The following is a 21,603-nucleotide window of genomic DNA, read 5'->3' as shown; positions in this document are numbered from 1 at the left end:
CGTGTCCGCCGATGACGACCTCGACCTGATCCTGGTCGGCGGCGGGCTCGCCAACAGCCTGATCGCCTGGCGTCTGCACGTGACCCGGCCGGAGGTGCGGTTCGCGGTCGTGGAGCGCGAAGGGCGCTTCGGCGGGAGGCATACGTGGTCGTTCTTCGACGGCGACGTGTCCGAGGCCGATCGCGCCTGGCTGGCGCCCGCGGTCGCGCACCGGTGGGAGGAGGGTTACGACGTTCACTTCCCCAACCGTTCCCGCACGCTCAGGACGCCCTACAACAGCCTGACCTCGGACCGGCTGGACGCGGCGCTCAGGCCCCTGATCGGCGACCGGCTGGTCACGGGCGAGGTCGTGGCCGTGACGCCCGCATCGGTGCAGCTGTCGGACCAGCGCGTGCTGACGGCGAGGGGCGTGATCGACGCGCGCGGACCCGGTCCAAGCCCTGAGCTTCAGCTGGGCTGGCAGGTCTTCCTCGGCCAGGTGCTGCGGCTGGAGCAAGCGCACGGCCTGACCCGGCCGACCATCATGGACGCGACGGTGGCCCAGCACGGGGCCTATCGCTTCGTCTATCTGCTGCCCTTCGATGAGACGACGGTGCTCGTCGAGGACACCTACTACGCCGACGGGCCGGGCCTGGATCGTCCGGCGATCCGCGATCGCATCGCCGCCTACGCCGTGTCGCGCGGCTGGAAGGTCGCCGAGATCGTCGAGGAGGAGGAGGGCGTCCTTCCCATCGCGCTGGACGGCGACATGGACGCCTTCTGGGCGTCAGGGGCCGAGGGCGTGGCGCGGGCGGGCCTTTCGGCGGCGCTGTTTCATCCGACCACCGGCTATTCGCTGCCGGACGCGGTCGACACCTCGCGGCGCGTGGCGGAGGCGGCGTCGTTCGAGGGCGAGGCGCTGCGCCGCCTGCTGGAGGGTCACTCGCGGCGGGTCTGGCGGGAGCGGGGCTTCTACCGGCTGCTGGACCGGATGCTGTTCCGCGCCGCGGAGCCCGGCGAGCGCTGGCGAGTGCTCGAACGCTTCTATGGTCTGTCGGAGGGCGTCGTGCGGCGGTTCTACGCAGGCCGCTCGACCGCGCTGGACAAGGCGCGCATCCTGGCGGGAAAACCCCCCGTGCCCATAGGCAAAGCTATGCGCGAACTCCGCGAGACCGGCGAAGGACAGACCCCATGAGAGACGTCACGGCGCGCCGCGCGGTGGTCATCGGCGCCGGCTTCGGCGGCATCGCCCTAGCGATCCGACTGCAGCGCGCGGGCGTGCAGACCACCCTGGTGGAGAAGCGCGACAAGCCCGGCGGCCGCGCCTACGTCTGGAACGATCAGGGCTTCGTCTTCGACGCCGGCCCCACGGTCATCACCGATCCGGCCTGTCTGCAGGAGCTGTTCGACGGCACGGGCAAGACGCTGTCGGACTATGTCGAGCTGCTGCCGGTCGATCCGTTCTATCGGCTGTGCTGGGAAGACGGAAAGTCGTTCGACTACAACGACGATCAGGCCGCGATGGAACGCCAGATCGCGGCCTTCAACCCGGCCGACGTGGACGGCTACAACCGCTTCCACGCCTATTCCGAAGAGCTGTATCAGGAAGGCTACATCAAGCTCGGCGCGGTGCCGTTCCAGAGCTTCTGGTCGATGATGCGTTCGGCGCCCGAGCTGGCGCGGCTGGAGAGCTGGAACAGCGTCCACGCCATGGTCTCGCGCTATGTGAAGGACCCGCAGCTGCGCCAGGCCTTCAGCTTCCATACGCTTCTGGTCGGCGGCGATCCCTTCAAGACCAGCTCGGTCTACGCCCTGATCCACGCGCTGGAGCGGCGCGGCGGCGTGTGGTTCGCCCGGGGCGGCACCGGCGCCCTGATCGCCGGTCTGGTCAAGGCCTTCCAGGACCTGGGCGGAACGGTGCGTCTGAACGCGCCGGTGGCCCGCATCGAGATGGCCGAGGGCCGCGCCACCGGCGTGACGCTCGAGAGCGGCGAGACCATCGAGGCCGACATGGTCGCCTCCAACGCCGACGTGGTGCACACCTACGACAAGCTGCTGGGCCACACCCCGCGCGGGCGGGCCAAGGCGAAGGACCTGAAGTCCAAGCGCTTCTCCATGTCCCTGTTCGTGCTGCACTTCGGGCTGAAGGCCGAGCATCCGCAGCTGGCGCACCACACCATCTGCTTCGGGCCGCGCTATCGCGAACTGATCAGCGAGATCTTCAAGGGACCCAACCTGCCCGAGGACTTCTCGCTCTATCTGCACAACCCGTGCGCCACCGATCCGGGCATGGCGCCCGAGGGCTGCTCGACCTTTTATGTGCTCAGCCCCGTGCCGCACCTGGGCGCCGCCGACATCGACTGGTCGGTGGAGGGCCCGCGCTACGCGCAACGGATCATGGACTACCTCGAGGAACGCTACATCCCGAACCTGAAGCGCGATCTGGTCACGCACAGGCTATGGACCCCGGACGACTTCGAGGACACGCTGAACGCCCACCTCGGCTCGGCCTTCTCGCTGGAGCCGATCCTGACCCAGAGCGCCTGGTTCCGGACCCACAACCGCGACGACCGGGTGCCCAACCTGTACGTCGTCGGCGCGGGGACGCACCCGGGCGCGGGCATCCCCGGCGTCGTCGGCTCGGCCAAGGCGACGGCGGGCCTGATGCTTGAGGGGCTCACGGCCGCGCGATGACCGACGCCGTCCTCGCCGCCTCCAAGGAGTCGATCGTCAAGGGCTCGAAGAGCTTCCGCTCGGCGTCGCGCCTGTTCGATCCCAAGGTGCGCGAGGACGCCTGGCTGCTCTACGCCTGGTGCCGCCGCTGCGACGACGAGATCGACGGCCAGGACCACGGTCACGGCCAGGAGGCGATCAGCCGTCCGGAGCAGGAGCGGCGGCTGGCCCGGCTCTACGACCTGACCCGGCGGGCCCTCGCCGGCGAGACCATGAGCGACCCGACCTTCGCCGCCTTCCAGCGTGTGGCGCTGCGCCACCACCTGCCGGAGCGCTGGCCGCTGGACCTGATCGACGGCTTCGCCATGGATGTGGAGCAACGCCCCTATCGGACGCTGGATGACGTGCTGTCCTATTGCTGGCACGTCGCCGGGGTGGTGGGGGTGATGATGGCGCGCGTCATGGGGGCGTCGGACCCCCTGGTGCTGCGCCGGGCCCAGGATCTGGGGCTCGCCTTCCAGTTGACCAACATCAGCCGCGACGTGATCGAGGACGCCGAGAACGGCCGCGTCTACCTGCCGTCCGAATGGCTGGCCGAGGCGGGGCTGGACCCGACGCCCCAGGCCGTGGCCGATCCGGCGAACCGCGCCAGGGTGCATGCGGTGGCGGTCCGGCTTCTGGAGGTGGCCGAGCCGTACTACGACAGCGCGCGCGAGGGGCTGCGCTCGCTGCCGTTCCGTTCAGCGCTGGCCATCGCCGCGGCGCGCGGCGTCTATCGCGAGATCGGGCGCAAGGTGGCGCGGGGCGGGCCGCGCGTGTGGGACCGGCGCGCGGTCGTCGGCAAGGTCGCCAAGGCCTGGCTGTTCACGCGCGGGCTGCTGATCGCCTTCTGGACCCAGTTGCTGGACCGGGGGCGACCCGCGCCGGCCCGGCCCGAGATGTGGACCCGGGTCTGAGGTCAGCGGGCCAGGGTCTCCTGGAACCGCACCGGCCGACCGCCGGCCGTCCCGATCAGTTCGCCGTCGCGCATGACGGTCCTGCCGCGGACGATGGTCATGACCGGCCAGCCCCTGGCCTCCATGCCGTCGAAGGGGGTCCAGCCGCAGCGGCTGGCCATGTCCTCGTGGCGGATCGTGCGGCGGACGTTCAGATCGACGATCGTCAGGTCGGCGTCATAGCCCTCGGCCATGCGGCCCTTGCCGGCGATGCCGAAGACGCGCTGGGCGCCGTGGCTGGTCAGGTCCACCAGCCGCTCCAGGCTGAGCCGGCCCTCCGCCACATGGGTCAGCATGACCGGCAGCAGCGTCTGCACCCCCGGCATGCCGGACGGCGAGGCCGGATAGGGACGGGCCTTCTCCTCCAGCGTATGGGGCGCGTGGTCCGAACCGAGCACGTCGGCGACCCCGTGGGTGATCGCCCGCCACAGGCCCGCCACGTGGTGGCTGTCGCGGATCGGCGGGTTCATCTGGGCCAGGCCCTTCAGCCGCTCATAGGCCTCGGGCGCGGTCAGCGTCAGGTGCTGGGGCGTGACCTCGACGGTGGCGACGTCCTTGTGATCGGCCAGAAACTCGATCTCGTCGGCGGTGGTGACGTGCAGCACATGGATGCGGGCGCCGGTCTCCTGGGCCAGCCTCACCAGCCGGCGCGTGGACATGATGGCGCTCTCGGCGTCGCGCACTTCAGGGTGGCTGGTCCAGTCGCCGGCGCGGGCCAGGGGACGGCGCTCGGCCAGGCGGTACTCGTCCTCGGAGTGGAAGGTGGCGCGGCGCTTGACGTGCCTGAGCACTTCGCGCACGCCGTCGTCGTCGGCGACCAGCAGGGTGCCGGTGGAGGCGCCCATGAACACCTTGATGCCGCAGCACCCCGGCAACCGCTCCAGCTCGCCGAGATCCTTCGCGTTCTCGTGGGTGCCGCCGACGTAGAAGGCGTGGTCGGTCCACATGCGGTCGCGCGCCCGCTCCAGCTTGTCGGCCAGCGCGTCGGGGTCCGTGGTCGTGGGCTCGGTGTTCGGCATCTCGAACACGGCGGTGACGCCGCCGAGCGCCGCCGCGCGGCTGCCCGTCTCAAGGTCCTCCTTCCACTCCAGGCCCGGCTCGCGGAAGTGGACCTGGGTGTCGATCACGCCCGGCATGACGGTCAGGCCCGAGGCGTCGATGACCTCGCCCGCCGAGGCCTGGCCCAGGTCGCCGACCTTGACGATGCGGCCGTCGATCACGCCGACGTCGGCGGGCCCGCGCCCGGCGTGGTTGATCACCTCGCCCCCCCGGACGATCAGGTCATAGGTCGTGGTCATGGTCAGCTCCGGGCCAGCAGTCGCTTCGCGGCCTGCAGCACGCGCTCGGCGGGCAGGTCCATCATGTGCTGAATGGCCTGATTGAGGCCGGGGTCAAGGGCGCGGAACTCGTCCAGGCTCCGGGGCCCGCGCACCGCCTCTCCGCCCCAGGGCCCGGTGAGCGTCTCGTCCGAGGGACCATAGACCGCCAGCGTCGGCACGCCGGCCGCGACGGCCAGCTGAGTCCAGATGGAGTCCGCGCCCAGATACAGCTTCGCGCGCGACAGGGCCGCCGCCGTCTGCAGCCGGGTGAGCTTGCCCTGGGCCTCGATGGTGCGCTCGCGAAGCGTCGCCAGCCGGATCGTATGGGCCGCGTCGCGATCGGCGTCCTCGCCGACGATCAGCAGCCGGCCGCCCGCCAGCGGCCCGTCGTCGGCGAGCAGCGAGGCGGCCACCTTGGTGAAGCGCTCGGCCGGCCAGCGCTTGCCGATCCAGTCAACGCCCGGCCCGATGGCCAGGATCGGCCGGTCGTCCGGCCTCACCAGGGCGTCCGCGGCCGCCCGCGTCTCCTCGCCTAAGAACAGGTGCGGGGCGGGGGTCTCGTCCAGCTGCAGCACGCGGGCGGCGGAGGCGACGGCGTGCATCGGCTCCGGGTCGGGCGCGCGCACGGCCCGCTTGACCCGTCGCAGCTTGTCGGAGATCGGTCCTCCGCGCAGGTCGACCACCAGCCCCCAGCGGGTGGCGCGGACCTGGTTCCACAGCTTCAGCCAGTCGAACGCCTTCTCCCCGTCCAGCACGATCAGACGATCCAGCCGCGGCGTGTCGGCGAACAGCGGTGCGCTTGCGGCCGAGCCGACCACCGTGAAGCTCTCCTTCGGCATCTGCTCGACCAGATAGGCGAGCAGGCCCGACGACAGGACCGCGGCCTCGGCGTCCGCCTCGGCGATGTAGAGGATGGGAAAGCGGCCGCTCATCGGATTGTCCTTACAAGGATTCTGTCGCCGCGTCCGGGGGCGGCTGGTAGGGAGGGCCATGCTCCCTCTCGTGCCCGGCAGGACCTGCGGCGGCTGCGTCGAATGCTGCCGCGCCATCCCGCTCAGCCTGCCTGAACTGTCCAAGCCGACGGGGACGCTGTGCGCCTATTGCGTCGACGGCGCCGGATGTTCCGTGCACGAGATCAGACCCCAGGCGTGCCGCGTGTGGTTCTGCCTCTGGCGCGTGGTGGAGCTGCCCGACGACTGGCGGCCGGACCTGTCGGGCGTGATCGTGCGGCCTGACGGCATAGAGGACGGGCGCATCACCCTGCACGTCGAGCGCGTCACCGACTTCCTCGCTCGAGCGGACCTGTTCGCCACGGTGGGCCAGTGGATCGCCGAGGACATCGAGGTCGCCTTCAGCCTGCCGGGCCCGGCGGGACATCTGCCCGTCCGCGCGGTCGCGACGGACTGGCTGCGTCCGGCGATCGAGACGGGCGACGCCGCGGCCTTTCTGGAGCGGCTGATGGCGCTTCTGGACAGCCTGTCCCGGCATCCGTTCGAGCCGGACGGGATCGAGACCCGCTACGCCGTGGGCGGCTCCGCCCCGGTCTGAGCCGCGACGCGAGCCTCGGCGCGCGCCCTTCGCAGGGCCTTGAGCTGGGCGTTCAGGCGTTTGGGGTCGGGCGCGAAGATGAAGCCGAACGAGACGGCGTCCTCCTTGGTCTGGACGGCGTGGTGCAGCTTGTGCGCCTGGACCAGACGTCGGGCGTAGCCGTTCCTGGGCATGAAGTGGAACGGCCAGCGCTGATGCACCAGTCCGTCGTGCACGAAGGCATACATGGCCCCGTAGAGGGTGATCCCCGTCGCGATCGCATAGACCCACCAGATGCCGGTCGCCCATCCGACGCTGAAGAGGGCGATCGCCACGCCCGAGCCGACCACCGCATAGAGGTCGTTCTTCTCCAGCTTGTTGTCATGGGGCTCGTGGTGGTCTTTGTGCCAGTCCCAGCCCCAGCCGTGCATGATGTACTTGTGCGACCACCAGGCGACGCCCTCCATCAGGAAGAAGACGAGCAGGGTCAGGGCGATGAAGGGCAGCCAGGGCATGGCTTCAGACTAGCGTTTCGCGCTATCGCTCGCCAGCGCGACGGTTGCGCGCGGAGTGAGGCCGATGACGCGAACCGTCGACCGCAAGGACCAGCATCTGGACGTCGTTCTGTCCGGCGGCGGGCGTCACGCGCTGACCACGGGCTTCGAGCGGGTCCGCTTCGTCCATGAGGCGCTGCCCGACCTGGATCACGACAAGATCGACCTGGGCGCCGACTTCCTCGGGCGACGGCTCAAGGCGCCGCTCCTGATCAGCTCTATGACCGGCGGCCCGGCGCGCGCCGAGGCCATCAATGCGCATCTGGCGGAGGCCGCCCAGCACCTCGGAATCGCCCTGGCGGTGGGCTCGCAACGCTCGGCCCTGGAGAGCGGCGGCGCGGGGGGGCTGGACCGGTCCCTGCGGGATCGGGCGCCGGAGACCCTGATCCTCGCCAACATCGGCGCGGCGCAGCTGACCCTGGGTTTCGGCCTGGACGAGGCGCGGCGCGCCGTCGACATGATCGGGGCTGACGCCCTCATCGTGCACCTCAATCCGCTGCAGGAGGCCTGCCAGCCCGAGGGCGACCGCAACTGGTGGGGCGTCGGCGCGGCGCTGGAGGCGCTGGTCAGAACCCTCGAGGCGCCGGTGGTGGTCAAGGAGACCGGGGCCGGCCTGTCCGCGGCGACGGCCCGCCGTCTGCTCGACATGGGCGTGGCTGCGCTGGACGTCGCGGGCGCGGGCGGCGCCAACTGGGGACTCATCGAGGGCGAACGGGCCACCGACGCCGCGGACAAGGCCCACGCCGCCGCCTTCGCCGACTGGGGCGTCCCGACCGCCCAGGCTCTTCGAGAGGTGCGCCGCGCCTGTCCCGGAGCTGTGATCGTCGGATCGGGCGGCGTTCGCGACGGCGTGGACGCCGCGAAGGCCATCCGACTGGGCGCGGACGTGGTCGGCCAGGCGGCCGGCGTGCTGGAGGCCGCCACCCGTTCGACGGAGGCGGTGATCGCCCACTTCCAGCTCGTGATCCGACAACTGCGCACGGTGTGCTTCTGTACGGGCTCCGCGGATCTCTCCGCGCTCAGGGCTGCGGCGCTCCAGCCGGACTCAGCATAACGCCGGTTGAAACCCTCCGCGCGAGACGCCAATCTGGCGCTATAACTTCAAGGGGGGTCGACATGTTTTTCCGTATCGCCTGCGCTTCCATGGCGCTCGCATTGTTCGCCGGCGGGGCTCACGCCCAGTCGGCGCTACAGGATCAGGTCGTCCAGAACGGGCGGCTGCAGACCTCGGACCCGCAGTTCGACGGTTCGTTCTACGATTGCTACGCGATCGACGCGCAGGCGGGGGACACCTGGACGGTCACGATGCAGTCGGAGGATTTCGACAGCTATCTGGCCATCGGCAGCGGCTCGGGCTGCGGTGCGACCGCGCTGAACGTGTTCGGCACCAACGACGACGGTGAGGGCCTCGGGCTCGACTCCCGTCTTTCCTACACCTTCGATTACGCCGGCCGTTACCTGATCCGCGCCACCTCGCTCGGCGGGGGCGACACCGGGCGCTACACCATTCTGGGGGTGCGCTCGCGCAGCGGCGGCGGCGGCGATCCGCTGCCGACGCGGTTCTTCCTGCGCGGCAGCGAGACCGGCTACCTGGATTCCGGGGACCGTGCCGAGCCGAACGGCGGATCGTACTTCGACTGCTACACCTTCGGCGGCATCAACGGCCAGGGCGTGGTGATCACCCATGAGTCGACGGACTTCGACGCCTATCTGAAGCTCTACGAGGGCATCAACTGCCAGGGCGCGGAGCTGGCGAGCGACGACGACGGAGCCGGCTCGCTGAATAGTCGGCTGGAGTACGACATCCCCGAGGACGGGGTTTACTCGGTGCGCGCGACCAGCCTGGGCCGCGACACCGGCGCCTACACGATCACGATCGAGCTGAGATAACCTCAGGTAGATTTAACAGACAACCCAACCTTGCGTAGGGTTCTTCGCCATGCCAGCCTGTCCCGCGTGGGAGGGCTGGCATGGTGGAGGCGTTCATTCAGGCGTGGACCTCGGCGCCGCTGCGCGAGCGGTCCCACTGCCACAGCTTCATCATCCAGCTGTGCCGCGTCATCGGCGTTCCCGCCCCGGACGAGGACCAGCCCGGCGACCTGGACTACGCCTTCGAACGCGCGGTCCAGTTCCGGCACGACGACGGCACGGTGAGTCACCGTCGCATGGACTGCTACCGGCGCGGGGCCTTCGTCCTGGAAGCCAAGCAGTCCGGCGCCGCGCCGCAGTCCGACCAGCCGGCGGCAGGCCGCTTCGGAACGGGCGCGACCTCGCCGACCGACCCCGCCATCTGAGGGTGGTCGATCTCTGGCCCCAGCCCGAAGCGGCGGTGCGGCGCAACCGCCCGCGCGTCTACCAGCACCTGATGCAGCACGTGAAACCCGAACGCGATCGCAACAATCGCGACGCCTACCGCCGACGCTGGTGGTGGTTCGGGGAGCCCCGGCCGGAACTCCGCCAGGCGCTGCGGGGCCTGCCGCGCTACATCGTCACCGTCGAGACGGCCAAGCACAGGTGGTTCCGCTTCCTCGACGCGGAGATCGCCCCGGACAACAAGCTCATCGTCGTGGCGAGCGCGGACGCCGCGCTGCTGGCGATGCTGAACAGCCGGCCCCATCTGGCCTGGTTCCTGCGGCACGCCGGGCGGATCGGCGTGTATGCCGACGAGGCGGTCTATGTGAAGTCGGTCTGCTTCGACGCCTTCCCCTTCCCGGACCTGGACGACGACCAGCGCCGCGGGCTCGTCGAGGCCGGCGAGGAGCTGGACGGGCTGCGCGCCCGGGTTCTCGCGGCGGATCCCGCCCTGACCATGACGGGCCTGTACAACGTCATCTCCGACCTGCGTCGGGGTCGCCCCCTGACGGCTGAGCAGACCGACATCCGGTCACGCGGCTGCGTCGATGTCCTGATGTCGCTGCATGACCGCATCGACGCGCTCACGATCGCGGCCTACGGCTGGGGGCCGGAACTGGGTGACGCGGCCCTGGTGCGCAAACTTCATGAGCTGCATGCGCGGCGCCGGTCCGAGGAGACGGCGGGCCAGGTCCGCTGGCTGGATGGTCGTCGGCCGGCCCAGGGCGTCCAGCGCGTCCGACCCCCGCTCTTGCCGCTGGCGGCCGATCAGCCTGCGCCGCCGCCGCCGGCCCAGCCGGAGATCCTGGCGTCGGTTCTGCTCAGCGAGCTGCGCCAGGCGGGCCGTCCGGTGCAGCCCGCGAGCCTGGCCCGGCGCTTCCAGCCCGGCGGCCCCCGCCTGGTCGAAAGGATCGAGGACACCCTGGCCATCCTCGCCGCCGCCGGCGCGGCCGCGCGGACCGACGCGGGCTGGTTCGCGCCCAGACGGGGATTGTGAATCGTCGGCCGACCGCCGCATGCTGCGCGCGTGATCAAGTACATCGGCTCAAAGCGGGGGATGATCGACCCGATCATCGCGGCGACACGGGCCCTGCTGCCGGACGGCGGACGGGTCGCCGACCTGTTCTCGGGCTCGGCGCGGGTCGGCCACGCGCTGAAGCGCGAGGGCTACGCCGTATGGTCCAATGATGTGAACGCCTATGCCGCGACGCTCGCGACGGCCCTCGTGCAGGCCGACCTGGAGGTCTGGGGTGATCGGGCCGAGCGACTCGTGTCCGAGCTGGCCAGGGTCTCGCCCAAGCCCGGCTGGTTCACCGAGACCTTCTGCGAGCGCGCGCGGTTCTTCCATCCCTCGAACGGCGCGGTGATCGACGCGGTGCGCGAGCGGATCGCGGCCCTGTCGCTCGAGCCGGAACTGGAGGCGATCGCACTGACCAGCCTCATCCGGGCCGCGGACAAGGTGGACTCCACCGCGGGGGTGCAGATGGCCTTCATGAAGCGCTGGGCCCCGCGCGCGCTGAAGCCGATGCTGCTGCGCCCGCCCGAACTGCTGCCCCGCGCGGCGTCGGGTCCGGGGCGCGCGACGCGCGCCGATGTGCTGGCCATCGCCGATCAGGTCGAGGCGGACCTCGTCTACCTGGACCCGCCCTACAACCAGCACTCCTATCTCGGGAACTACCACGTCTGGGAGAGCCTGGTGCTTTGGGACCGGCCCGAGACCTACGGCGTCGCGAACAAGCGGGTGGACTGCCGTACGCGCAAGAGCCCCTTCAACTTCAGGGGCGGCATCGCCCCGGCCCTGCGCCAGGTGGTGGAGCGCGTGCGGGCGCGGCATCTGATGGTGTCGTTCAGCGACGAGGGGTTTCTGGACCTCGACACCCTGATGGACATCCTCTCCGTGCGCGGCGAGGTGAAGGTGATCGAGGTGGAGCGCCCCCGCTATGTCGGGGCGCGCATCGGCATCCATGACCGCAAGGGGGTGAAGGTGGGCGAGGTCGGGCGGCTCCGGAACGTCGAGCGGCTGTTCGTGGTGGGCGAGCGGGCCGCGGACATGATCGCGGCTTGACCGTTTCGGAACGGGACGGCTTTCATGGGCGTTCCGGGCGGCATGGAAACCTCGAACTTGGCCCCGAACCTTGGACACAACCGGCCCTATGGCGTGAGCGGCGCGACCGTGCGTCTGAACCGCGCCGCCGACGCCTTCGACGCCGTCGCCTGGCGCGCCCCCAGCTTCCCGCGCGCGCCCAGCCTGCCCGCGAACGACGTCGAAGCCGACGCGCTGAACCTGCCGACCTGGGCGATCGTGACCGGTGGCGGCGTCATCGCCGCCCTCCTCGGCGCCCTCATGGGCTCGGCCCTGTCGCTCTAGGCGTCGCCGAGAAGCGCCCGGATCGGGGCCCAGCCGCGCCGATGGATTGGGCAGGGGCCCAGCGTCTTCAGCGCCTCCTGGTGGACGGGGGCGTTGTAGCCCTTGTGGCCCGCGAAGCCGTAGCCGGGATAGAGCGCGTCCATCTCGACCATCAGCCGGTCCCGCGCCGTCTTGGCCAGGATCGAGGCCGCGGCGATCGACAGGCTCAGCCCGTCGCCGCCGACCACCGTCTTCACCTCGCACGGCAGGCGGAAGGCGTAATTGCCATCGACCAGCGCCACGGCCGGCCGGACGTCCAGCCCCTCGATCGCCCGGCACATGGCCAGGCCGGTGGCGTGTAGGATGTTCAGCTCGGCGATCTCCTCGACCGAGGCGAAGCCGACCGCCCACGACAGGGCCCGGGCCTTGATCTCGACCTCCAGCGCCTCGCGCCGCCTGGCCGTCAGCGCCTTGGAGTCGTCCAGGCCGTCGGGCGCGTCGTCCGGATTCAGGACGACCGCCGCCGCCGACACCGGCCCCGCCCACGGCCCGCGCCCGGCCTCGTCCACCCCGCACACCGGCCCGGCGGACGCCGCCAGCGTCTCCAGCGCGAAGGTGGGGAAGGGGCGGCTCATGGGATGTCCCTAGCCTGCGTCGCGCGGTGTCGGAAGCGCCGGCCACCGACGGCGGCGCGTTCGCCTGTGGATGGGAACGGGCCCGGCTCTCCGCGGGCCGGGATTTAGGTCTGCGTCTGGTGGAAAGCGGACACTCTCATCGCTAGCTTCGCCGCATGAGGATCGTTTTCGTCTACGGCCCCGCTGCAGCCGGCAAGCTCACCGTGGGCCGGGAGCTTGCCAAGCTTACAGAGCTGCCTCTGTTTCATAACCATCTCGTCGTTGACGCAGTCGGTGCGTTGTTTCCCTTCGGTTCGGAGCCGTTCATCCGCCTGCGCGAGCGTTTCTGGCTTCAAGCCTTCACCGAGGCGGCGCGAGCCGGACAATCCTTCATCTTTACCTTTGCGCCCGAGGCGACGGTGGCGTCCGACTTCCCAGATCGCGTGCGCGCGGCGATCGAGCCTCTCGGAGGCGCTGTGGTGTTCGTCGCTCTCACAGTGTCGCACGAGGAGCAGGAGCGGCGGATCGGCAATGCCAGCCGTGCAGAGTTCGGGAAGCTTACGTCTCTCGAACTGCTACGAGACCTGCGCGAAAGTTTCGACGCCAGCATGGCGTCCATGCCCGTTGCGGAACTGTCGATCGACACCGAGGCAATCGATCCGGTGGGTGCGGCGACACGCATCGCTGCATATCTGTCCGCCCGCTAGCGGTCCGCGACGAGTCGGAAACGGTCATCCCTCCCCCGCCCGACCTCAGATCCTCGCGCCGCCGCCGAACGCCCGTACCTCCGCGTGGCGGAAGCAGCCGGTGACGTGGTCGTTGACCATGCCGGTGGCCTGCATGAAGGCGTAGACGATCACCGGGCCGCAGAAGTTGAAGCCCCTGGCCTTCAGCGCCTTGGCCATGGCCACCGAGGCTGGCGTCTGGGCCGGCAGCTCGGCCATGGAGGTCCAGGCGTTCTGGACGGGCCGCCCCTCGACGAAGTCCCACAGGAAGGCGGTGAAGTCCTCGCCCCGCTCGCGCATGTCCAGCCAGATGCGCGCGCCCTTGATCGCCGCGTTGATCTTGGCGCCCGAGCGCACGATGCCCGGATCGGCCATCAGCCGCGCGCGGTCCGCGTCGCCGTAGCGGGCGACCTTGTCCGGGTCGAAGCCGTCGAAGGCGGCGCGGAACGCCTCGCGCTTCCTCAGGATGGTGATCCAGGCCAGGCCCGCCTGGAACCCGTCCAGCACCAGCTTCTCCCACAGGGCCCGGGCGTCGTACTCCGGCACGCCCCATTCGGTGTCGTGATAGTGGACGTAAAGCGGGTCGGTCCCGCACCAGGCGCAGCGTGAGTCGGTCATGGGTTCAGCCTAGCGCCTGCGGTTGCCGTCCACGACCTCCGCTGCGACAAGGGCGCGTGAGCGAGCCTCAGACCCTGCCCGGCGGCGTGGTGCACGACCTGCCATCCGATCTGGAGGCGGAGCTTCGCGGCGACGCTCGGGCGCTGGCGACCTGGACCGACATCACGCCGCTGGCCCGTAACGAATGGATCTGCTGGGTGGAGTCCGCCAAGAAGGCCGAGACCCGCGCCAAGCGCATCGTCTGGGGCCGCGAGAACCTGAGCGACGGCAAGCGCCGCCCCTGCTGCTGGCCGGGGTGCAAGCACCGATAGGGCGTCAGCGGCTCATCCACTCGGGCCGACGCGCCTGAACGGGCCGCCCGTCGACCGTCAGCGCGCCCTCCAGCCGGTCCAGCCGCATCAGGGCGATGGCCGCGCCGTTGCGCCCCGTCAGGACCTCGCCCGCGCGGAGCTCGCCGTTCAGGACCTCGGCGCCGGGCGGGGGCGGGGGGCCGTGGAAGGCGATCGGCAGCATGCGCTTCTTGATCTCCCCGCGCCGCTTCATCCGGCTGGTGGTCTCCTGGCCGACGAAGCAGCCCTTCCGGAAGTCGACGCCGTTCAGCAGGTCGAAGTTCGCCTCGATCGGATAGGCGCGGTCCGAGCCGCCGTCCGCGTCCGGGTCGGGCGCGCCGACCCGGAGGCGATGGTCGTGCCAGTCGTCCTCGTCCGCGTCGGCGGGCTGGTCGCCCAGCGCGCGGCCGCCCAGTTCCGACAGCCGGGGATCGACCGTGAAGCCCGCCGCGACGCCCGGCCATGAGGCGAACACCGGCCGCTCGTCCGCCGCGACATTCACCTTGGCGCGCAGCCTGTAGAGGGTCAGCCGCTGGATCAGGGCGTCCCGCCGCCCGGCGGCCACGTCGAGCGTCACCCCGTCCGCCTCGCCCCACAGGAACAGGTCGAACAGCAGCCGTCCCGGCGGCGACAGCAGCGCGCCGAACCGAAGGTCGCCGGGCTTCAGCGTCTCGACGTCCTGGGTCAGCAGGTTGTGCAGGAACGGCCGCGCGTCGGGCCCGGAGACGCGGACGAGGGCGCGGGAGGTCAGGCGGGCGATCGGCATGGCCCCTAGATAGGTCGGCCCGACCGGCCGCGCATCCGCGTTCCGTCCCGCCGAGATCTAGGCGTAGGCGTAAGCGCCGCCGACCTCCAGCGCGCGCTGATAGGCCGGGCGGGCATGTATCCGCTCCAGGAACGCCTTGACCCGGGGCAGGGCCTCGACGTCGACCGCCCGGGTCGAGGCCGCTTCCAGCGGGAAACTCATCATGATGTCGGCGGCGGTGAACTGGTCCCCGGCGAACCACTCGTTGTCGGTCAACTCGCTGTTCCAGTACTCGCTGTGCAGCTTCAGCTGGGGACGGACGAACCCGTTCAGAGCCTTCCCCGAGATGCCGCGGACGATCGGCTTCATCAGCGCGGGCGCCCGCTCCGGCAGGACGCTGAACACCAGGGCGAGCAACAGGGGCGGCATGGCCGAGCCTTCCGCATAATGCAGCCAGTAGGTGAAGCGCCGCCGCGCCTCGGTGCCCTGGGCGGGCCTGAGGCGGCCGTAGCCGTGGGTGTCCAGCAGGTACTCGACGATGGCCCCGGTCTCGGCGACCTTGACCGCGCCGTCCTCCAGCACCGGCGACTTGCCCAGCGGGTGGACCGCCTTCAGCGCCGGCGGGGCCAGGCGGGTCTTGGGATCGCGTTCATAACGCTTCACCTCATAGGGCAGGCCCAGCTCCTCCAGCAGCCAGAGGACCCGCTGGGAGCGGCTGTCGGCGAGGTGGTGGACGATGATCATGGCGGCGATCCTTCCGTTCCCGGCCATAAGGCCAAGCTGACGCGGCGTTCGTAAAGCCCCTCATTACACCGTGGTGGAACAGACCGGGCGTTGTGCTATGCGAAAAGAATGCAGAGCGCCTCTCCCCGCCGCGGCGGCTTCCTCACGTCGCTGAGTTTTCAGGTCCTTCTGGCCCTGGCGCTCGGCCTGGTCGCGGGCGCCGCCGCTCAGGTCAACGGCCTGCCCGGCGGGGCCGGCACGGCCCAGGCGATCGAAAGTCTCGGCGGCCTGTGGCTGAACGCCCTGCGCATGACGATCGTCCCGCTCGTGTTCTCGCTCCTGGTGGTCGGCATCGCCTCGATCGCGGACGCGGCGGCGTCGGGGCGGATGGCGGTGAAGGCGCTCGTCGTGTTCTTCATCCTGCTGGTGTTCGCCATCGTCTACGCCTTCGCCGCCGGCTTCGGTCTTCTGGCGCTCTGGCCGATCGACGCCGAAGGCGGCCAGGCGCTCGCCGCGGGCGCCGCGGGCGGCGCCGAGGAGGTGCTCAGGAACGTCAACGGCGACGGGCTGACGGCCTTCCTGCAGACGCTGGCCCCCTCCAACCCGATCCGCGCCGCCGCCGACGACGCCATTCTGGGCGTGGTGGTGTTCGCCATCGCCTTCGGCTTCGCCGCCACCCGCCTGCCCAACCGTCTGCGTCAGCCCATGACCGCCTTCTTCGAGGCGGTGTCGGAAACCATGATCGTGATCGTGCACTGGGTGCTGCTGGCCGCGCCGGTCGGTGTGTTCGCCCTGTCGTTCGGCGTGGGCCTGAGGACCGGCCTGGGGGCGGCGGGCACGCTGGGGCACTACATCTCGATCGTGGTCCTGTCCCAGGTCGGGCTCATCCTGCTTCTGTACGTGATCGTGGCGGTGTTCGGCCGGGTTTCGCCGGGCCGGTTCGCTCAAGCCGCCGCCCCCGCGCAGGTGGTCGCCTTCTCCACCCAGAGCTCGCTGGCCAGCCTGCCGGCGATGGTCGACCGGGCGCGGGGCTTCCTCGGCGTCTCGACGGCGACGGCGGGCCTGGTCCTGCCGCTGGCGGTGGCGGTCTTCCGCATGACCAGCCCGGTCGCCAACCTGGCGGTGGTGCTCTATTGCGCCCAGCTGTTCGGGGTCGAGATCAGCCTGACGCAGATGCTGGTGGGCGGCGTCGTGGCGTTCGCGGTGAGCGTCGCCTCGGTCGGCCTGCCGGGTCAGGTCAGCTTCTTCGCCTCGATCGCCCCGATCTGCATCGCCATGGGCGTCCCGGTCGAGCTCCTGCCGCTGCTGCTCGCGGTGGAGGTGATCCCGGACATCTTCCGCACCATCGGCAACGTCACCGCCGACCTCGCCGCCGCCCGCATCGTCGAGGGCGGTGACGCGACCGCCGAAAAGGAGGCGGGGGCGGGGATCTGATCCTCGCCGTGTCCGTCGCGACGGAAAACGGCCCGGCCGACGTGAGACGGTCGAGTGCGAGGGCCGGATGATGCGCGATGTCAGCCGAAGATCACTGTTGAAGGCCGCGCCGGCCGTGATGCTGGCGGCCCCCTCTGTCGCCGTGTCCCGGGATCGTTTCGCCGCCGCGGCCGCCTATTCCGCGGCGTCCAACGGCGTCTCGATGCTGGTGCTGGAAGGCGGGCGGGAAGTCTTTCGCGATCATCCGAGGGGCGCGGAGCGACCCTATGAGCTGGCGAGCGGGACCAAGAGTTTCTCGGGCGTCCTGGCCGCGGCGATGGTGCAGGACGGCCTGCTTTCGCTCGACGAGCGCTGCGCCGACACCCTTCCGGAGTGGCGAGACGAGGAGGTTCTCGGGTCGGCCACGGTCCGCGCGTTGCTGCAGCTCTCCTCCGGCGTCGGCGGCGGACCCATCGGGCGTCCGCCGAGCTACGGCGACGCCGTCGCACAACCTCCGGCCGGGGCCGCGGGCGTGTTCCGCTACGGGCCCGCCCCATTCCAGGTCTTCGGCGAGATCGTCCGGCGCAAGCTGGTCGCGGCCGGACAGCCGGACGATGTCCTCGCCCATCTTCGCGTCCGCCTGCTGGACCCCGTCGGCGTGGAGATCGGAGGGTGGCGACGTCAGGAGGGGCAGCCGAACCTGCCGTCCGGCGCGCAGCTGACGGCGACCGCCTGGGCCCGTTTCGGCCAGTGCGTGCTCGAGGGAGGGCGTGGTCTCGTGGACCCCGCGGCTCTGGACGAATGCTTCCGGCCCTCGGCCTCGAACCCGGGATACGGTCTCACCTGGTGGTTGCTGCGCCCGGGGCTCGTTCCGCCGGGAGCGCGGTCGGGCATCGATCCGGACGCCTTCCACCGGCTGGGCGGCCTCGACGTCCGGATGGCGGCCGGCGCCGGCAACCAGCGCCTCTATCTGATCCCCGACCGCGAGTTGGTCGTGGTGCGCCAGGCGGATCGCCTGGGTCAGGCCCTGATGGGCCGGGGGCCGGCGTGGTCCGACGTGGAGTTCCTGACGCGGCTGCTGGGCCCTTCCTGATCGATCAGGCGTACGCCTGCACCGGCTTCACATCCAGTTCGCCGGCCTTGATGGCGGCGATGGCGCGGGCGGCGGCGTCGGCCCCGGAGGCGGTGGTGTAGTAGGGGATCTTCATCATCAGGGCCGTGCGCCGGATGGAGAAGCTGTCCGACAGGGACTGTTTGCCCTCGGTGGTGTTGAAGACCAACTGCACCTCGCCGTTCTTCATGGCGTCGACGATGTGCGGGCGGCCCTCCAGCACCTTCTTGACCAGCCCGACCTCGAGCCCCTGCGCCGTCAGCCAGGCATGGGTGCCCGCGGTGGCGATCAGGCTGAAGCCCTGGGCCAGCAGGGTGCGGGCGGCGTCCAGCACGAACGGCTTGTCGTCGTCCTTGACCGAGATGAAGGCGCAGCCCTCGGTCGGCAGCTTCGTGCCGCCGCCGATCTGGCTCTTCGCGAAGGCGCGGGCGAAGGCGGGCTGAAGGTCCGCCTCTCCGTCCCGGCGAAAGTCGAGGCCCATGACCTCGCCGGTGGAGCGCATCTCCGGGCCCAGGACCGTGTCGACATTGGCGAAGCGGGCGAAGGGGAAGACCGCCTCCTTGACCGCGATGTGGTCCAGCGTGCGGTCCTGGAGGCCGAAGGACGCCAGGGGCTCGCCGGCCATGACCTTGGCCGCGATGGCGGCGACCGGCGCGCCCATGGTCTTGGCGACGAACGGCACGGTGCGGCTGGCGCGCGGATTGACCTCCAGCACGAAGATGCGCGGGGCGTCGGAGTGCGGCTCCTCGATGGCGAACTGCACGTTCATCAGGCCGCGCACCTTCAGCGCCTTCGCCATTTCGGTGGTCTGGCGCTTCAGCTCCGTGATCACGTCCGGCCGCAGCGAGTGCGGCGGCATGGAGCAGGCGCTGTCGCCGGAGTGCACGCCCGCCTCCTCGATATGCTCCAGCACGCCGGCCACGAACACCGTCTGGTCGTCGCACAGGGCGTCGATGTCCACCTCGGTGGCGCGGTTCAGATAGTGGTCGATCAGCACCGGATCGTCGCCGGACACCTGCATCGCCTCATGGACGTAGCGGTCCAGCTGCTCGCGATCGTGGACGATCTGCATGCCGCGCCCGCCCAGCACATAGGAGGGGCGCAGCACCACCGGATAGCCGACCTGATCGGCCTTCTCGGCGGCTTCCTCGGCGGAGCGGGCCAGCGCGTTCGGCGGCTGCTTCAGGCCGATCTCGGTCAGCATGCGCTGGAACCGCTCGCGGTCCTCGGCGAGGTCGATGGAATCGACGCTGGTGCCCAGGATCGGCACGCCGTCGGCTTCCAGCGCGTGGCTCAGCTTCAGCGGCGTCTGACCGCCGAACTGCACCACGACGCCCAGGAGCTGGCCCTTCGACCGCTCGACATCGATCAGCTCCAGCACGTCCTCGGCCGTCAGCGGCTCGAAATAGAGGCGGTCCGAGGTGTCGTAATCGGTCGAGACCGTCTCCGGGTTGCAGTTCACCATGATCGACTCCACCCCGATGTCGGCGAAGGCGAAGGCGGCGTGGCAGCAGCAGTAGTCGAACTCAATCCCCTGGCCGATGCGGTTCGGGCCGCCGCCGAGGATGACAGCCTTGCGCCGGTCCGACGGGTCCGCCTCGCAGGCCGGGACCTGACCCAGCGCGCCGGTCTCGTAGGTCGAGTACATGTAGGCGGTGGCCGAGGCGAACTCGGCGGCGCAGGTGTCGATGCGCTTGAAGACGGGGCGGACGTTCAGGCCGCGTCGCAGCTTGCGGACCTCGGCCTCGGTCGAACCGGTCAGCTTCGCGATGCGCGCGTCGGAGAAGCCCTTAGCCTTTAGACGCCGGAACTCGCGGGCCTCGCCGGGCAGGCCCTTGACCTTCAGATGGCCCTCTTCGCGGACAAGGTCGGCGATCTGGCGCAGAAACCAGGGCTCGTAGGCGCAGGCCGCGGCGACCTCCTCGACCGTCAGCCCGTGGCGGAAGGCCTGGGCGATCACGCGGATGCGGTCCGGCGTCGGCTGGCCCAGCGCGCGGATGACGGCGGCGCGGGCCGAGGCGTCGTCCTCGGCGCCGGCCACGCCCTCGATCTCGATCTCGTCGAAGCCGGTCAGACCGGTCTCCAGGCCGCGCAGGGCTTTCTGCATGGACTCCTGGAAGGTGCGGCCGATGGCCATGACCTCGCCGACCGACTTCATCGAGGTGGTCAGATAGGGCTCCGAGCCGGGATACTTCTCGAAGGCGAAACGCGGGATCTTCGTCACCACATAGTCGATCGACGGCTCGAAGCTGGCCGGGGTGACCTTGGTGATGTCGTTCTGAAGCTCATCCAGCGTGTAGCCGACGGCCAGGCGCGCCGCGACCTTGGCGATCGGGAAGCCGGTGGCCTTGGACGCCAGCGCCGAGGAGCGCGACACCCGCGGGTTCATCTCGATCACGACCATGCGGCCGTCGGCGGGGTTGATCGCCCACTGGACGTTCGACCCGCCGGTCTCGACCCCGATCTCGCGCAGCACGGCGATCGACCCGGTGCGCATGCGCTGGTATTCCTTGTCGGTCAGCGTCAGGGCCGGGGCGACGGTGATCGAATCGCCGGTGTGGACGCCCATGGGGTCCACGTTCTCGATGGAGCAGACGATGATGCAGTTGTCCGCCCGGTCGCGGACCACCTCCATCTCGTACTCCTTCCAGCCGAGGACCGATTCCTCGACCAGCACCTCGGTGGTCGGCGACAGGTCCAGGCCCCGCTCCACGATCTCGCGGAATTCCTCCACGTTGTAAGCGATGCCGCCGCCGGTGCCGGCCAGCGTGAAGGACGGGCGGATGATGGCGGGCAGGCCGACGAACTCCAGCGCCTCCATGCCTTCTTCAAGCGTGTGACAGGCCCGAGAGCGCGGGCTCTCCAGGCCGATGGCGTCCATGGCGTCCCGGAACTTCTGCCGGTCCTCCGCCTTGTCGATGACCTCGGCCTTGGCCCCGATCATCTCGACCCCGTGCCGCGCCAGCGCGCCCGAAGCCTCAAGCGCCAGCGCCGTATTCAGCGCCGTCTGACCGCCCATGGTGGGCAGAAGGGCGTCGGGCTTCTCCTTGGCGATGATCTTCTCGACGATCTCCGGCGTGATCGGCTCGATGTAGGTGGCGTCCGCGATCTCCGGGTCGGTCATGATCGTCGCCGGGTTCGAGTTGACCAGGATGACCCGATAGCCCTCGGCCTTCAGCGCCTTGCACGCCTGAACCCCGGAATAGTCGAACTCGCACGCCTGGCCGATGACGATGGGGCCCGCGCCGATGATCAGGATGGAGGAGATGTCCGTACGCCTGGGCATGGTCCTGATCTCTCGTCGCGCGCGTCATCCCGGCTCGCGAGGGGAGGCGCGATCCGGGGGCGGATGGGTTGTCGGTTAAGCGGCCCGTTTAGAGGCAACCGCACGCGTCCACAAGCGGGCTCGCGGGCGGGTTCAGACGACAAGTTTCCGCACTGTCGGATGTCGTCAATGTGACGGAGACGCGTCGCAAATTTGCAACCATCGGCTCCGACCGCCCATGCGCATGCCAGATTTCGGTTTCGCGGGCGACGCGGGTCGCCCTAAAGAAGCCGTCACCTGAACACCATGCGCGG

The 21,603-nt window shown here is 70.2% G+C and carries 22 protein-coding genes; 14 read left to right on the top strand and 8 right to left on the bottom strand.

All coding sequences use genetic code 11. The features are described from left to right. Position 1: 1 nt before the first annotated feature. Genes crtY through ACFFGE_RS04965 form a run of 3 tightly spaced genes read left to right on the top strand, consistent with a single transcriptional unit; the run spans position 2 to position 3,608 of the window. Positions 2 to 1,174, top strand: coding sequence for a lycopene beta-cyclase CrtY (gene crtY, locus ACFFGE_RS04975; protein ID WP_376834889.1), 1,173 nt, complete (start codon positions 2 to 4; stop codon positions 1,172 to 1,174). Beyond that, complete coding sequence (locus ACFFGE_RS04970) at positions 1,171 to 2,673, top strand: phytoene desaturase (protein ID WP_376834887.1); 1,503 nt, start codon at positions 1,171 to 1,173, stop codon at positions 2,671 to 2,673. The genes crtY and ACFFGE_RS04970 overlap by 4 nt, the downstream gene beginning before the upstream one ends. Continuing rightward, complete coding sequence (locus tag ACFFGE_RS04965) at positions 2,670 to 3,608, top strand: phytoene/squalene synthase family protein (protein WP_376834885.1); 939 nt, start codon at positions 2,670 to 2,672, stop codon at positions 3,606 to 3,608. The genes ACFFGE_RS04970 and ACFFGE_RS04965 overlap by 4 nt, the downstream gene beginning before the upstream one ends. 2 nt (positions 3,609 to 3,610) lie before the next feature. Here the strand turns inward: ACFFGE_RS04965 and ACFFGE_RS04960 are convergent, their stop codons facing one another. Both ACFFGE_RS04960 and ACFFGE_RS04955 read right to left on the bottom strand, forming a co-directional pair. Next, a complete protein-coding gene (locus ACFFGE_RS04960) occupies positions 3,611 to 4,945 on the bottom strand; it encodes a dihydroorotase (protein WP_376834883.1) in 1,335 nt (444 codons plus the stop codon). Between the two features lie 2 nt (positions 4,946 to 4,947). Then, a complete protein-coding gene (locus ACFFGE_RS04955; protein ID WP_376834881.1) occupies positions 4,948 to 5,898 on the bottom strand; it encodes a glycosyltransferase family 9 protein in 951 nt (316 codons plus the stop codon). Positions 5,899 to 5,956: 58 nt separating this feature from the next. Here ACFFGE_RS04955 and ACFFGE_RS04950 point away from each other — a divergent pair, with 58 nt between their 5' ends. Beyond that, positions 5,957 to 6,514: a hypothetical protein gene (locus tag ACFFGE_RS04950; protein ID WP_376834879.1), complete on the top strand. Its 558-nt coding sequence runs from the start codon at positions 5,957 to 5,959 to the stop codon at positions 6,512 to 6,514. Here ACFFGE_RS04950 and ACFFGE_RS04945 read toward each other — a convergent pair. Then, positions 6,484 to 7,008: a sterol desaturase family protein gene (locus ACFFGE_RS04945; RefSeq protein ID WP_376834877.1), complete on the bottom strand. Its 525-nt coding sequence runs from the start codon at positions 7,006 to 7,008 to the stop codon at positions 6,484 to 6,486. The genes ACFFGE_RS04950 and ACFFGE_RS04945 overlap by 31 nt on opposite strands. 64 nt (positions 7,009 to 7,072) lie before the next feature. Between ACFFGE_RS04945 and fni the strand changes: the two genes are divergently transcribed. The 6 genes from fni to ACFFGE_RS04915 all read left to right on the top strand — a co-directional run bounded on the left by fni (position 7,073) and on the right by ACFFGE_RS04915 (position 11,767). After that, positions 7,073 to 8,101, top strand: a complete 1,029-nt coding sequence (fni, locus tag ACFFGE_RS04940) for a type 2 isopentenyl-diphosphate Delta-isomerase (RefSeq protein ID WP_376834875.1) — start codon at positions 7,073 to 7,075, stop codon at positions 8,099 to 8,101. Between the two features lie 62 nt (positions 8,102 to 8,163). Further along, positions 8,164 to 8,937, top strand: a complete 774-nt coding sequence (locus ACFFGE_RS04935; RefSeq protein ID WP_376834873.1) for a hypothetical protein — start codon at positions 8,164 to 8,166, stop codon at positions 8,935 to 8,937. An 80-nt stretch (positions 8,938 to 9,017) separates the two neighbouring features. After that, complete coding sequence (locus tag ACFFGE_RS04930; RefSeq protein ID WP_376834871.1) at positions 9,018 to 9,341, top strand: type IIL restriction-modification enzyme MmeI; 324 nt, start codon at positions 9,018 to 9,020, stop codon at positions 9,339 to 9,341. Positions 9,342 to 9,343: 2 nt separating this feature from the next. Next, positions 9,344 to 10,396: a DNA methyltransferase family protein gene (locus tag ACFFGE_RS04925; protein WP_376834869.1), complete on the top strand. Its 1,053-nt coding sequence runs from the start codon at positions 9,344 to 9,346 to the stop codon at positions 10,394 to 10,396. A gap of 30 nt (positions 10,397 to 10,426) precedes the next feature. Further along, the gene (locus ACFFGE_RS04920; RefSeq protein WP_376834867.1) at positions 10,427 to 11,464 is read left to right on the top strand and encodes a DNA adenine methylase; all 1,038 of its coding nucleotides are present in this window, start codon (positions 10,427 to 10,429) and stop codon (positions 11,462 to 11,464) included. A gap of 24 nt (positions 11,465 to 11,488) precedes the next feature. Continuing rightward, complete coding sequence (locus ACFFGE_RS04915; protein ID WP_376834865.1) at positions 11,489 to 11,767, top strand: hypothetical protein; 279 nt, start codon at positions 11,489 to 11,491, stop codon at positions 11,765 to 11,767. On the opposite strand, the gene rnhB is transcribed toward ACFFGE_RS04915, so the two are convergent. Then, positions 11,764 to 12,381: a ribonuclease HII gene (rnhB, locus tag ACFFGE_RS04910; RefSeq protein WP_376834863.1), complete on the bottom strand. Its 618-nt coding sequence runs from the start codon at positions 12,379 to 12,381 to the stop codon at positions 11,764 to 11,766. The genes ACFFGE_RS04915 and rnhB overlap by 4 nt on opposite strands. Positions 12,382 to 12,536: 155 nt before the next feature. On the opposite strand from rnhB, the gene ACFFGE_RS04905 reads away from it, so the two are divergent. Beyond that, positions 12,537 to 13,067 (top strand): P-loop nucleotide/nucleoside kinase family protein, encoded by a 531-nt coding sequence (locus ACFFGE_RS04905; protein WP_376834861.1) that lies wholly within the window; start codon positions 12,537 to 12,539, stop codon positions 13,065 to 13,067. 45 nt (positions 13,068 to 13,112) lie between these two features. Here ACFFGE_RS04905 and ACFFGE_RS04900 read toward each other — a convergent pair whose 3' ends face one another. Next, a complete protein-coding gene (locus tag ACFFGE_RS04900) occupies positions 13,113 to 13,703 on the bottom strand; it encodes a DNA-3-methyladenine glycosylase I (RefSeq protein ID WP_376834859.1) in 591 nt (196 codons plus the stop codon). A 56-nt stretch (positions 13,704 to 13,759) separates the two neighbouring features. On the opposite strand from ACFFGE_RS04900, the gene ACFFGE_RS04895 reads away from it, so the two are divergent. Then, the gene (locus ACFFGE_RS04895; RefSeq protein WP_376834857.1) at positions 13,760 to 14,014 is read left to right on the top strand and encodes a YdeI/OmpD-associated family protein; all 255 of its coding nucleotides are present in this window, start codon (positions 13,760 to 13,762) and stop codon (positions 14,012 to 14,014) included. A gap of 4 nt (positions 14,015 to 14,018) precedes the next feature. Here ACFFGE_RS04895 and ygfZ read toward each other — a convergent pair whose 3' ends face one another. After that, on the bottom strand, positions 14,019 to 14,798 hold the full coding sequence (gene ygfZ / locus ACFFGE_RS04890) for a CAF17-like 4Fe-4S cluster assembly/insertion protein YgfZ (RefSeq protein ID WP_376834855.1): 780 nt from the start codon (positions 14,796 to 14,798) through the stop codon (positions 14,019 to 14,021). Positions 14,799 to 14,855: 57 nt separating this feature from the next. Next, positions 14,856 to 15,521: a glutathione S-transferase family protein gene (locus ACFFGE_RS04885; protein ID WP_376834853.1), complete on the bottom strand. Its 666-nt coding sequence runs from the start codon at positions 15,519 to 15,521 to the stop codon at positions 14,856 to 14,858. A gap of 108 nt (positions 15,522 to 15,629) precedes the next feature. Here ACFFGE_RS04885 and ACFFGE_RS04880 point away from each other — a divergent pair, with 108 nt between their 5' ends. Together ACFFGE_RS04880 and ACFFGE_RS04875 are read left to right on the top strand one after the other, a co-directional pair. Continuing rightward, a complete protein-coding gene (locus ACFFGE_RS04880; protein ID WP_376834851.1) occupies positions 15,630 to 16,934 on the top strand; it encodes a dicarboxylate/amino acid:cation symporter in 1,305 nt (434 codons plus the stop codon). Between the two features lie 67 nt (positions 16,935 to 17,001). Further along, positions 17,002 to 18,006 (top strand): serine hydrolase domain-containing protein, encoded by a 1,005-nt coding sequence (locus tag ACFFGE_RS04875; protein ID WP_376834849.1) that lies wholly within the window; start codon positions 17,002 to 17,004, stop codon positions 18,004 to 18,006. A 4-nt stretch (positions 18,007 to 18,010) separates the two neighbouring features. On the opposite strand, the gene carB is transcribed toward ACFFGE_RS04875, so the two are convergent. Next, complete coding sequence (gene carB, locus ACFFGE_RS04870; protein ID WP_376834847.1) at positions 18,011 to 21,310, bottom strand: carbamoyl-phosphate synthase large subunit; 3,300 nt, start codon at positions 21,308 to 21,310, stop codon at positions 18,011 to 18,013. Positions 21,311 to 21,603: the final 293 nt, after the last annotated feature.

The organism is Brevundimonas balnearis (assembly GCF_042434805.1).
Taxonomy (GTDB): Bacteria; Pseudomonadota; Alphaproteobacteria; order Caulobacterales; family Caulobacteraceae; genus Brevundimonas; species Brevundimonas balnearis.
The sequence above is the reverse complement of the archived record's forward strand: the minus strand, read 5'-3'. Positions and strand labels throughout refer to the sequence as shown.

Coding starts and splice junctions, on each gene's coding strand:
- ACFFGE_RS04970 (WP_376834887.1), top strand. CDS start 1,171: ATGAGAGACGTCACGGCGCGCCGCGCGGTGGTCATCGGCGCCGGCTTC.
- ACFFGE_RS04965 (WP_376834885.1), top strand. CDS start 2,670: ATGACCGACGCCGTCCTCGCCGCCTCCAAGGAGTCGATCGTCAAGGGC.
- ACFFGE_RS04960 (WP_376834883.1), bottom strand. CDS start 4,945: ATGACCACGACCTATGACCTGATCGTCCGGGGGGGCGAGGTGATCAAC.
- ACFFGE_RS04955 (WP_376834881.1), bottom strand. CDS start 5,898: ATGAGCGGCCGCTTTCCCATCCTCTACATCGCCGAGGCGGACGCCGAG.
- ACFFGE_RS04950 (WP_376834879.1), top strand. CDS start 5,957: ATGCTCCCTCTCGTGCCCGGCAGGACCTGCGGCGGCTGCGTCGAATGC.
- ACFFGE_RS04945 (WP_376834877.1), bottom strand. CDS start 7,008: ATGCCCTGGCTGCCCTTCATCGCCCTGACCCTGCTCGTCTTCTTCCTG.
- fni (WP_376834875.1), top strand. CDS start 7,073: ATGACGCGAACCGTCGACCGCAAGGACCAGCATCTGGACGTCGTTCTG.
- ACFFGE_RS04935 (WP_376834873.1), top strand. CDS start 8,164: ATGTTTTTCCGTATCGCCTGCGCTTCCATGGCGCTCGCATTGTTCGCC.
- ACFFGE_RS04930 (WP_376834871.1), top strand. CDS start 9,018: ATGGTGGAGGCGTTCATTCAGGCGTGGACCTCGGCGCCGCTGCGCGAG.
- ACFFGE_RS04915 (WP_376834865.1), top strand. CDS start 11,489: ATGGGCGTTCCGGGCGGCATGGAAACCTCGAACTTGGCCCCGAACCTT.
- rnhB (WP_376834863.1), bottom strand. CDS start 12,381: ATGAGCCGCCCCTTCCCCACCTTCGCGCTGGAGACGCTGGCGGCGTCC.
- ACFFGE_RS04905 (WP_376834861.1), top strand. CDS start 12,537: ATGAGGATCGTTTTCGTCTACGGCCCCGCTGCAGCCGGCAAGCTCACC.
- ACFFGE_RS04900 (WP_376834859.1), bottom strand. CDS start 13,703: ATGACCGACTCACGCTGCGCCTGGTGCGGGACCGACCCGCTTTACGTC.
- ygfZ (WP_376834855.1), bottom strand. CDS start 14,798: ATGCCGATCGCCCGCCTGACCTCCCGCGCCCTCGTCCGCGTCTCCGGG.
- ACFFGE_RS04885 (WP_376834853.1), bottom strand. CDS start 15,521: ATGATCATCGTCCACCACCTCGCCGACAGCCGCTCCCAGCGGGTCCTC.
- ACFFGE_RS04880 (WP_376834851.1), top strand. CDS start 15,630: ATGCAGAGCGCCTCTCCCCGCCGCGGCGGCTTCCTCACGTCGCTGAGT.
- ACFFGE_RS04875 (WP_376834849.1), top strand. CDS start 17,002: ATGATGCGCGATGTCAGCCGAAGATCACTGTTGAAGGCCGCGCCGGCC.
- carB (WP_376834847.1), bottom strand. CDS start 21,310: ATGCCCAGGCGTACGGACATCTCCTCCATCCTGATCATCGGCGCGGGC.